This window comes from Sphingobacterium gobiense (genome assembly GCF_002980575.1).
Taxonomy (GTDB): domain Bacteria; phylum Bacteroidota; class Bacteroidia; order Sphingobacteriales; family Sphingobacteriaceae; genus Sphingobacterium; species Sphingobacterium gobiense.
The window spans coordinates 992,100-1,004,134 of sequence record NZ_PVBS01000002.1 but is presented as its reverse complement, the minus strand read 5'-3'; the positions used below and the strand labels follow the sequence as shown (position 1 = coordinate 1,004,134).

The 12,035-nt window shown below is 42.0% G+C and carries 7 protein-coding genes; 2 read left to right on the top strand and 5 right to left on the bottom strand.

Annotated elements, in window-relative coordinates; translation table 11 throughout:
- Together C5749_RS12875 and C5749_RS12870 are read right to left on the bottom strand one after the other, a co-directional pair.
- Positions 1-2,301 (bottom strand): GH92 family glycosyl hydrolase, encoded by a 2,301-nt coding sequence (locus C5749_RS12875; protein WP_105726573.1) that lies wholly within the window; start codon positions 2,299-2,301, stop codon positions 1-3.
- A gap of 29 nt (positions 2,302-2,330) precedes the next feature.
- Positions 2,331-3,053, bottom strand: a complete 723-nt coding sequence (locus C5749_RS12870; protein WP_105727044.1) for a basic secretory protein-like protein — start codon at positions 3,051-3,053, stop codon at positions 2,331-2,333.
- Positions 3,054-3,376: 323 nt separating this feature from the next.
- Here C5749_RS12870 and C5749_RS12865 point away from each other — a divergent pair, with 323 nt between their 5' ends.
- Together C5749_RS12865 and C5749_RS12860 are read left to right on the top strand one after the other, a co-directional pair.
- Positions 3,377-6,394 carry a SusC/RagA family TonB-linked outer membrane protein gene (locus C5749_RS12865; RefSeq protein ID WP_105726572.1) on the top strand — a complete coding sequence of 1,006 codons (3,018 nt, stop codon included), beginning with the start codon at positions 3,377-3,379 and terminating at the stop codon, positions 6,392-6,394.
- Positions 6,395-6,521: 127 nt separating this feature from the next.
- Positions 6,522-8,159, top strand: coding sequence for a RagB/SusD family nutrient uptake outer membrane protein (locus C5749_RS12860; RefSeq protein WP_105726571.1), 1,638 nt, complete (start codon positions 6,522-6,524; stop codon positions 8,157-8,159).
- Between the two features lie 67 nt (positions 8,160-8,226).
- On the opposite strand, the gene C5749_RS12855 is transcribed toward C5749_RS12860, so the two are convergent.
- The 3 genes from C5749_RS12855 to C5749_RS12845 form a co-directional block, all read right to left on the bottom strand.
- Complete coding sequence (locus C5749_RS12855; protein WP_105726570.1) at positions 8,227-8,913, bottom strand: response regulator transcription factor; 687 nt, start codon at positions 8,911-8,913, stop codon at positions 8,227-8,229.
- 185 nt (positions 8,914-9,098) lie between these two features.
- On the bottom strand, positions 9,099-10,499 hold the full coding sequence (locus tag C5749_RS12850; RefSeq protein ID WP_181151410.1) for a sensor histidine kinase: 1,401 nt from the start codon (positions 10,497-10,499) through the stop codon (positions 9,099-9,101).
- Between the two features lie 100 nt (positions 10,500-10,599).
- A complete protein-coding gene (locus C5749_RS12845) occupies positions 10,600-12,006 on the bottom strand; it encodes a sugar MFS transporter (protein ID WP_105726568.1) in 1,407 nt (468 codons plus the stop codon).
- Positions 12,007-12,035: the final 29 nt, after the last annotated feature.

The window sequence follows — 12,035 nt, the reverse complement described above, 5'->3', positions numbered from 1 at the left end:
CTATTCTGCCGCTATTTCCCAAGTAAGCGAATAAGGTAAATCGTCCTGTGTTATCCCCCTATTTCTATTCGGTTGGGCACTCATGTCAAACTCCATCTTGGCTCCCTCCAGCAGATCTTCATGCGAAAGGAAGTTTTTAGTATAATGTTTGCCGTTTAACGACATCCTGCCAATATATCGTTTATCCTGGCTGTTTCCTTTTGCAACAATAAAAACAGTCTTTCCATTTGCCAGACTGATCTTGGCTTTCTCAAACAGCGGAGCACCTATAATATATTGATTTGTCGCTGGACAAACGGGATAGAACCCTAAGGCAGAAAACACATACCAGGCAGAGGTCTGTCCATTATCCTCATCGCCACAATATCCGTCAGGATAGGGCTTATACATCCGATCTAACGTTTCTCGAACCCAATACTGTGTTTTCCAAGGCTCCCCGGCATAATTGTACAGATAAGTCATATGTTGTATCGGCTGGTTACCATGCGCATATTGCCCCATATTTGCCACTTGCATCTCCCGAATCTCATGGATAACGCCGCCGTAGTAACTTTCATCGAAGATCGGAGGAAGGATAAATACAGAATCAAGTTTATTAACGAATGCCTTATGACCACCCATTAACCTTGCAAGCCCCTCGATATCGTGGAATACCGACCAAGAGTAATGCCAACTATTTCCTTCGGTAAAAGCATCCCCCCATTTAAATGGGCTGAAGGGTGCCTGAAAGGCCCCATCTTTATTCTTTCCTCTCATTAACCCGGTAGACGAATCAAACAGATGGCGATAATTTTGACTACGCTTACGATACAAATCTAAGTCTGCCTTTGGTTTCTTCAACTTTTTTGCTAGCTGATAAATTGCAAAATCGTCGTAAGCGTACTCCAACGTACGCGCCGCATTTTCATTAATTCCCACATCATAAGGCACATAACCCAAATCAACATAATAGGGAGCCCCTGCCCTGCCTACGGCTGTCATGGGCCCTTCGTTATTTGCGCCTTTTAACAAGGCTTCGTATAAAGTCTCGATATCATATCCGCGAAGCCCTTTAATGTAGGCATCCGCAACAACCGAAGCTGAATTATTCCCGACCATGATATTGGCATATCCGGGACTACTCCATTCCGGTAACCAGCCACCTTCTTTGTATGCATTGGCTAAGCCTTCCTGCATCTCTACATTGATCTCCGGATAGACCAGATTTAAGAAAGGATAAAGTGCTCTGAAAGTATCCCAAAATCCGGTTCCACCAAACATCCGACCTGGCAATACCTCGCCGTTATACGGGCTCCAATGGATGATTTCGTTCTTTTCGTTAATCTCATATAATTTATTAGGGAATAGCACAGTTCTATAAAGACAGGAGTAAAATGTCTTAAGCTGATCATGGCTACCCCCAGAAACTTTGACGCGGCTCAATGTGCTATGCCACAATTCCTTTGCCTGCTGTTTCACCTGCGTAAAATCCCTATTTCCTATTTCGCGGTCGAGGTTAATCTCCGCCTGTTCATAGCTGATGAAGGAAGAGGCAACCCGCATATTCACGGTTTCTCCACGCTTGGTCTTAAATCCAACGATAGCTCCAGTATGATTACCTTTCGCTTCGACGAAAGCTGTTTGTTGAAAGACACTGTCCTTCCATATTTTCGTAAACTCGATGTCCTTATCAAAATAGATCACAAAATAATTCTTGAAATTTTTGTACTTGCCTCGGCTGTAGCGACTGGAATAACCTGTGACTTTATTCTCTTCGGGAAAAACCTTTATTTCGCTCCCCCTATCAAATGCGTCAATGCTTACAAACGAACTATCACTTTCAGAAAAAGTAAAACGAAACATCGCCGCCCGTTCGGTAGGGGTAATCTCCGTTGTGACGTCCGCATCCGCTAGATATACGCTGTAATAATAAGGCGTGGCAGTCTCCGACTTATGCGAGAACCAGCTGGCACGCCGATCTTGGTCGATAACAGGTTTATGGCTCCCCGGCATAACCGAAAACTGTCCGTAATCGTTCATCCAAGGAGAGGGTTGATGTGTTTGTTTAAAGCCGCGGATTTTATCTGCAGCATAAGTATACATCCAACCGTCTCCCATTTTACCGGTCTGCGGGCTCCAAAAATTCATCCCCCAAGGCACGGCTATCGCCGGGTAAGTATTCCCATTGGAAAAAGAAACTTTTGAGTCTGTCCCCATTAAGGTATTTACCCACTCTTCGGGACGTTCAACATTCTGAATTTTCTGCCCGTATAGTTTAACAGAACAGATCAGCCATAGCGCGAACAAAAAAAATTTTCTCATATCAGGTGGTCTTTTATTATTCTAAATTACTATTTTAAATTGGAAGTGCTGTACATTCTCCACAATTGATCCAGTGTTTTACCCGTATTCTCCATCCAGATATTCTCCGTATATTTTTTATCCCGTAGCGCTGTATCTAATTTCTTGACCAGCCCTCTTTTTTGCTTAGATTCTATCCAGTCCAAAAAGCGCGCAGCAATACGGTAGCTATTCGTGTAATGATGTTCTTCCTTAAAATCGGTAAGCCGCCAATTTGCTGCATCGTTATCCACACCGTATTTATATCGCACGTAATCGGCAATACCTTCCACCAACCATCCCGGTCCACTACCACCGGGATAATCCTGCACGATATGCATAACCTCATGCGTTACAATATCAATATCATGCGGGTTCTTTACAAACCATGCTGGATTAAAACGTACAATACCGCCAGCCGTCGCAGCGATACCTTTATAATCAGGATCGATCACAAACGTGATTTCTTTTCTCGTATTTCGATTGTATTTCTTCGCCAATTTTGGATAATTGACGAAATGAACGTCGATTAACCGCTTTTTTAGTTTGAGATCGAAATCTTTATCCTTGTTAATCCAGATCAAGGTAAATCCCTTTTTTTTAATCGTATCCACTTCGACTGCAACCTTGCGATCATCGTCGGTATGACGCCAGTTGTTTTGGGCATGTAATACACCAATGCTTATCATAAAAAAAAGCACGGCAATCCACTTTACTATCCGTTTGTTTCCCATAAGATCTTTTCTGTTTAAAGATGTCTCAGACACCATCATCTACCCCCAAAACTATGCGCAGATGATATACCAAATTGTTAAGTGAATGTTAACGCAAGAAGAAAATGACCAATCTTTATCTCCATTAACCCGTCATTAACAAATCGTGACCGCTCTACGCATAACTTCGTCCATACGATTAAACTTAAAAGCAATTTTTGGAAACGCTCGTAAACATTACTACGGTCGCCATCTATGTGCACGCCTCATCATAAACGCAAAAAAGAAGTTGTGCATCACAATCGATTAGGGCCCGTATAAACTGATAACTAAATATATACTCTATGAGAATAGCTAAACTTAAACAAGAAAAGGTCCACCTTCTGACCAGAAAGTTTGTTCTACTACTGTGTGTTACCGTGTATTTTGGGACGGGTGTTCAGGCACAACAAACAGTCGTTGAAGGAACTGTCAGGGATGCGAAAACAAAAGATGCTTTGGCGGGAGCCACTATCCAATTGAAGGGAGAAAGTACTAGTGTACAGACAGACCAATCAGGAAACTTTAAAATCAATGCGGCAGCTTCCGATATTCTGATCATCTCTTATATGGGATACAAAAGCAAGGAGAGAAGTATCGACAGTCAGCTTTCCATTGACATTTTATTGGAATCTCAATTTACGGAAGTCGAAGAAGTTGTGATTCAGGTGGGATACGGAAACCTAAAGCAACGTGAGGTAACTTCTGCTGTCGCCCACGTAGACTCTTCCCAATTTAGACAAAGTGGCGCCCGTAACCCATTAGATTTAATACAGGGAAAAGTTGCCGGTATGCAGGTTACCAGAACGAGTGGATCAAATCCCAATTCCAGTCCTAATGTACAATTACGTGGCGTTGTTTCGGTCGCCGGTTCAGCAAGCCCTTTATATGTCATTGACGGTATCCCCGGTGGAAACATGGACCTTCTTCAGCAGGACGACATCTTGTCTATTGATGTTTTAAAGGATGGCTCTGGAGCCGCCATTTATGGTTCAAGCGCCAACGCCGGAGTTATCCTCGTTACAACAAAAAAAGGGAAGGCCGGCCCTGCACAGTTTTCTTACAACAACTATATCCGTAAAGAGTACTTGCAAAGAAGACCTGACGTTTTATCCGCGCGCGAATTCAGAGAAAAAATCGCTTCGGGGGAGCTCCCTGAAAGCGTAGCCGACCGAGGTTACAACACCGATTTCTATGATATGATCATCAATCATAACAATATTTCTCATAACCATAACTTGGCAATGAGTGGTGGAACTGCCGAAACAAACTACAGGGCAAGCGCTAATTATAGAAACCTCGAAGGCATTGGGCTGGAGAATGGCAGGCAGGAGTTTGGCGCTAGGTTAAATATCAATCAACGTGGCCTTAACGATAGACTAAATATCATGATGAATCTTGCTACAAACTTCAACAATGCAAATTTGCTCGGGGGCGGTGGATGGGAAAGTGAGGCGTTTAAAAATCCTACATTCTCTAATTTTAATGATGATGGATCGTATTACTTCGACCTCCAAAGCACGAACCAATACGCCCGCCTTATGCAGGAGACAAGTCGCAGGAAACAACAGACGACATCAGCGGACTTTAAAGCCGACCTAGATATCCTGCCCGGATTAAAGGGATCAGTATTCGGATCTTATCAACGGAACGCATACAACGACAGCCAATACGCTCCTCAAAATAGCGAAAGTTCGCTCGAGAACACCGATTATCCAGGGGGCGCTTATGCAGCAAAAAGCGACTTTCTTTCACAAGCTTATGCTTTCGAACCGACGCTTCAGTTCAGCAAACAACTGGGAACGCAGCACAATTTTACAGCTATCGGCGGATACAGTTACCGGTACTATATTGAAGAAGGAATGAATGCTTCCAATCGAGGCTTTATCAATGATCTCTTCCATGAAGATAATCTAGGCCAGGGGGAAGCACTCATCGATGGCAGAGCTACCATGGGTAGCTTTAAAAATGATAACACGCTAATAGCGTTCTTTGGTAGGGTTAACTATTCCTTTGCAGACAAATACATACTTCAGGCAATTGTGCGCAGGGAAGGATCAAGCCGTTTTGGTGCGAATAATAAATGGGGAACTTTTCCTGCCATATCAGCAGGCTGGAACATGTCTGAGGAAAGCTTCATGGAAAATGTTTCTTTTGTCAATTACCTAAAATTGCGATTAGGATATGGTGTAACAGGTAATTCAGGTTTTTCAAACAATGCCTCTCGTGTAACGCTAGGCGGTGGAGGCCGATACCTATACCCCGATGGTCAATATAGAGAAACATACGGTCCAACAAGAAACCCGAACCCCAATTTACGTTGGGAAACCAAACACGAGGTAAACCTAGGTGTGGATTTTACACTTTTTACGCACCGATTATCCGGCAGTTTGGATCTGTTCCAAAGGAAAACAGTAGATCTATTGGATACTTATGACTCTCCTCAACCACCATTCATACAATCATCCATTTACACGAACGTAGGAACGATATCTTCAAAAGGGATAGAGTTAGCTTTCAATTACAAAGCCATTACAAAAGAGCATTTCAATTGGGATATAGATGTGGCAGCTAGCACAACGCGAAATGTTTTAGATACCTATTCCAATGATGTATATATACGGGAGTATAAGGATTTCGGAAGTATTGGCGGTGCGGGGGATTTGGGAAATGCCTTCATTACTTATGAGGGTGAAAAAGTGGGTGAATTTTGGGGAAAACGCTTCGCAGGTTTTACAGACGAAGGAAAATGGTTATTTTATAATAGGGATGGAGAAGCTGTCCGTAACGATCAGATAAATTACTCGAAAGATAGGGACATGACCGACCTCGCCCCTATAGGTAATGCTGTTCCAAAGTACTATTTATCCTTGAACAACAGTTTTAATTATAAACGCTTTGATTTTCGTGTATTTATGCGCGGAAAATTCGGATACGATATATTAAACACCACTGCTTTGACTTACGGAAACAAAGTCTGGACAGGCAATCTCCTAAGAGATGCGTTTACAAAATATGATGAAATTGATGACACTTACATGTATTCTGACTACTATATAGAAAACGGTAGTCATTGGAAACTTGATGAAATAACTGTTGGCTATACCTTTAATATACCTTCAACAACAATTAAAAATCTCCGTGTTTATTTAACTGGACAAAACTTAGCAACCATTACAAGTTACTCTGGTAGCGATCCTGATTTTATTTCTGATACGGGACTAGGAAACGCAGATGCAAACGGCCGGTCACTGGGGATAGACAGCCGAGGTGCTTATCCCAGTACACGCTCGTTCTTGTTTGGGATCAATTTTGGCTTTTAGCCATAACCCCTGGCGAACTATCGAACTACCTATTTAAATTAATTAATACACGAAGCTCTTGAACACCTCGTTATTAAACGTCAGTAAATCAATTGGTAGCTTCATCACTATTAAAAATTTTATACGAATGAAAAAATTTATCATAAAAACATACATCATTGCCGGTCTTTTCGGGGCAACCGCTTGTACAGATTTGACTGAAAATGCATATGATCAACTGCTCACAGATAACTTCTACAACAATAGAAACGAAGTCATATCGGCAGTTTTGCGTCCTTACACACACGCAAACGCGTGGATAACACCGTCTGGACAGGATGGTTGGTGGCGGCCCGCAGAACTTTCAGCTGACCAACTAGCTTGGCCTACTAAAGGCCGGCACGGGGAAGATGGAGGAAAATGGAAGCGACTACATTACCATACGTGGACCGTTGATGAGGGTGGACTCGCAAACGCGTGGCGATTAATGTATTGGGGTATGGGACTATGCAATGATCCAATTGCAAATATTGCGGACCGCGCAAGTGCTGACATGGGTATTACAGACGAGGAAAAAGCTTCCTTTATCGCAGAACTTAAATTGCTACGTGCATTCCACTACCTTAAAATAATGGATTTATTCGGAAACATTCCCGTTGTCACGGTAGTCGGTGAACCCCAGCAACCAGAAACAGTAGATCGGGAGGAGGTTTTCCATTTTATAGAGTCGGAGATTTTAGAAAACATCGAGCTTGTACCCGAACTCTCTTCCGCCATGCTTGGAAGAATGTCCAAAGCCGGAGGTTATGCTATGCTTGTAGAGCTATACCTTAATGCGGAGGTTTGGACAGGTACGCCAAGGTGGGACGATTGTATCGCCGCTGCGGACCATCTTATAAATGGACAAGGTGGCGCTCAAAATGGTGTAATGGAGCTAGACCCCAATATTGAAGATCAGTTTGGCACCACCAATCATTTGTCAAAGGAAGTTATTTTTTCTATTGCTTATGACTATTCCAGAGCTAATTTCCAACCGTCATGGACTGGCGAATTCTATCATTTTCAACAACGTGAAATTTATGGCGGCGGTCGAAACGGGAACAATGGTGTCGTTGTGATTCCAGGAGTGTATCAAAAATATGCAGATGGAGATTTACGAAAATCTTCTTGGCTTCTAGCCGGGGATCAACTAAATTTTGCTACCGGCGAACCTGTTCTTGGATCAGAAGAATATAATGGGAGACCTCTCGTATTCGTAGACGAAATAAGGCGGATATCGGCAGGGGGTACATCCTCTACCATGAGCGATGGTGAGGAAAATTCCGGTATCCGCTTTAATAAATATAAATTGGGCAATCAGTTGGAAGGGGTCGACGGGACGCCTATCGATGAAAACTATAACAATACGGATTGGAATGTATACCGTCTGACATGGGTATATTTTGCCAAAGCTGAAGCCCTTATGCGCAAAAACAATGGTAAAGCTACGCAGGAAGCCGTTGAATTAATTAATCTGTGCAAAAAAAGAGCCTTTACGGAGGCTGACTGGCAAGCTTATGCATACACAACGAGTAGCCTGACATTAGAAGAACTACTCGAGGAAAGAGGAAGAGAATTTATTTTCGAAGGTTTTCGAAGAAACGATCTCATACGCTTTGATAAGTTTCATAACACGACCTGGTGGGATCACAACACAAGTGATGCTTACCGCACGTTATTTCCTATACCACAACAACAACGAGATATGAATCCCAATCTTCAGCAAAACCCGGGGTATCCAGGATAGCAGCGATGAAACGATAGCGATACTTCCTATGTTTGTAGTTAACAAATGTAGGAATATCCTATCCAGTTTAAAAAGATCGCGCTTTCATAATGAACCCCACCTTAAACACAGTTTCTAATTCCACAGATTCAGAGAATCGAAGAATCTTGCGTATCCGACTGATAAACACGTCCAAGCTACGTCCCAAGAAATAGTCGTCATTGCCCCATATTTGTGTCAAAATATCCGACCTCTTCAGTACCGTATTCTCGTGTGCCAACAGAAATTCCCACAACTCGAATTCCCGCGTAGTAAGTCGATACTGTTTTTGTGCACCAATAGTCAAGCGCATCGTGTTACGATTCAGCGTCACGTCGCCCAGTCTAAGTTCTTCATGCTTTGCGTCGCCGCTATTCCTGTTTAAAATATTATGGATACGCCATACCAGTTCTTCAGCATCAAAGGGTTTCGTTATATAATCAGCAGCCCCCAGCTTTAATCCTCTTAAACGGGTCTGACGTTGGCTTCTAGCTGTCAGGAATAAAAAATCCACCGATGATTTTATCCTCCGTATATTTTCAATCAATTCAAACCCATCCATTCCCGGCAACTGTATATCAACAATCAGCAGATCAAAATCCTCCGCTTTACAGCTTTCTATGGCTCCAAAACTACTCGGTACCAACCGTGTCGTAAAGCCTACCGCATTTAGATAGTTTTTCACCTCCTGACCCAAATCTTGATTATCTTCTATCAATAAAAGCTTCCCTTTCATCCTCAAATAGGTCTTAAAACCAAATTTTACATGATTGCTAGCCAACGGCTTTAGCTAAACGGAGCCGTCTAAATCTCCAGTTAGTTTCTACCAAAACTAGCGCTCATCCCCCCGTAAACTTGTTAACGAGGTGTTAACAACAAAAAGAGAACCAATATGAGGAGAAAATAGAACTATTTCGTTATTTATAAAGTTTCTTTTGGAATCATTATGGTAATTACCGTGCCTCCGTCGTCCTTATTTTTTAAATCGAGTTTCCAATGATGTACGCGTATCATTTGATCTACATAATAGAGTCCCAGCCCAAGCCCCCCTTTTTCTTTACCTTGTTTACCTTGATAAAATTTTTCAAAAACACGGTATCGCTCCCCATTGTCTATGCCTACGCCGTTATCGGAAATTTCGACATATACTTGCTTTGCTTCGGTAAATAATCGGACGACGACTTCCTTTTCCCGGTTATTATTGTGTTTAATACCGTTTTCTATTAGGTTATTAATAGCTGTAGTCAACAAAAACAGATCATAGTGCGCAAAAACCTCCTCTTTCTGCGTCTTAAAATCAAGGAACACATGCGGAGTATTTACATATTTGAGTTGGAGATTATAAACTATAATGTCCATATCCTCTGTTAAATTTCGATGTTCAAGGCATATCTGATTCGGATTAAACATGGATATCCCTATCGCCCGGTCAACCAAGTGATCGATGCGCTGCGATTGTCTTTCAATAACCTCTATGCTCTGAGACACACGCTTATTATGAAGTCCTTGCGTTTCCCGAACCAAATTTTTTACGGAAACGGCTATAGAAGCTATAGGTGTTTTAAATTCGTGGGTAATACTATTCAAGAAATCTTGTGAGATCTCATTTAGCTTTTTCTGCTTCTGCCAATTGCGAAATGTACGTATGTACGTAACAGCTATCATCAACACACTAATCGCTGTAAGCGCCAACAGTGGAAAGATCTTTTTAAAAACCTCGTATCCATGGGCTAGATTTAAACCATAAAGGGTAAATTTAACACGATAGCTATATGCCGAAGAAGAGCTTACAGAAACCGAGCTTATGATATTATTGGAAGCTACATACGTGCTGTCACCGTCAATAAGTGCAGGCAACGGTCTATCTTGCGCAACCAGACTAAAATAATTTCTGCCATCCATTGATACAGCTAAATCATCAAGCGTTAAAGCATAGCCATACATTTCGCGGTCCAAATGCAACGGCTCTAGAATAGCACTTAATAAAGAATCTATATTCGATTTTGTACGCAATTCGGCAACCACATGGCGATGGATTGCCCGCAAAGAATCGGTTAACACAATACGGCTGCTGCTATCCGCCCGATACAACGACTGCAAAATTTCCTTAGACAGGTAGCGGTCGATCACTTCCTGTCCGCCAGGGTATAACTTATCGTTGATGATGGCTTGTTCATACGCGTCCTTTACGCCCCTTTTCTCTGCTTTCGAATATTCCCTATTTTCAATTTCGTAAGAACTGGACAAGAGTTTATATTGCAGACAAAGCAACACGAAAAAACAGACTGTCGCTAATACCCGCAGTATGCGGTCACGTTCCATTTTATTAAGAAACCGTTTTTTCATCTCATCCACCTTGCCCCTACGAGATTGTATTTATACCATAAAGGGCGAGCATCTAAAAACCTTCCGAAATCAGGGATTAATGTCCCGAAGATACCGTTGCTGTCTTAGCGCTACCATCCAAACCTTTTCTAAAACAGTAATATCCAAAGTACACCAGATATAGATAACAGACAGCAGGGAGCAGAAAAGATTCGTTAAGCCCAATATAATCGGCTATTGCTCCTTGCCCCAACGGCACCAAAGCGCCTCCTAATATCGACATAACCAACAGCGAAGATCCTTGGCTGGTATATTCTTTCAATCCCGAAATCGCTAACGTAAATATATTTGACCACATGACCGAGTTGAACAATCCAATAGCCACTAATGACCATAATGCTACCTCTCCTGGACCAAAAACAGTCAGTAAGATTAGCAATACATTCATCATAGCAAAAAACAGCAACGTTCTTGATGCAATAAACCTCCCCACATAAAACAGCAATAGGTTACCTAACACCAACAATCCGAACACCCAAGCTTGTTGCAATGGTAAATCGACAATACCGAAAATAAGCGCAGTAATGACGCAGGCAACGAACAGCATATACACGATTTTCTTTGTTAGTGAGATCGCGCTATTAAAGGAAATAGCCCCAAGAAAACGACCTATCATTGCGCCACCCCAATATAAAGAAAGGTAATTTTTGGCCACAACTTCAGACATACCTCCTACCTCGGGTAAGTTTAAAAAGTTAATTAGGAAACTTCCGATAGCCACTTCTGCACCTACATAGCAAAAAATTCCTATGGCGCCCAGCCTCAGTTGCGGAAACCGAAGGGCGCCGAGTCCAAGGGCGGAAGTATCATCGTTTTTGAACACAGGCAGCTTGACAAGTTTCACTAGAATAAAAAGCAATAAGAACACGACGCCGAAAAATAAATAGGGAAACTTTGTTTCTGACCCCGTTATTTCTGTGCCGTCAGCAAACAATTCAAATATCAAATATCCCCCTAAAATTGGTGCAATAGTAGTCCCTAACGAATTAAACCCCTGAACCAGATTCAGCCTACCTGATGCCGTGTGCTGCTCACCCAAAAGAGCTACAAATGGATTCGCCGTAATCTGTAATAAGGTAAAACCGATCCCCAGAATAAAAAAAGCGGAAAGAAACAAACCATACTGTACAAAAGCGGCCGCTGGATAAAACAAAAAACAACCAATAGCCGACACAAGTAGTCCCAATAGGATACCGTTTTTATAGCCAATACGGTTTATAGGATCCGATTTAAAATAAGAAATCAAAAAATAGATCAAAGATCCGATAAAATAGGCTCCAAAGAAACAAAACTGAACAAGCATAGCCTGTAAATAGGATAACCGAAACAATTCTTTTAAATGTGGAATCAATATGTCGTTCATACACGTAATAAATCCCCACATAAAAAATAGTGAAGTGAGTGTTGCCAACGCTAAACGATTGGTGGTTTGCTTTCTTTCCATATACAGAGATTGATTATTCCTATAATAAA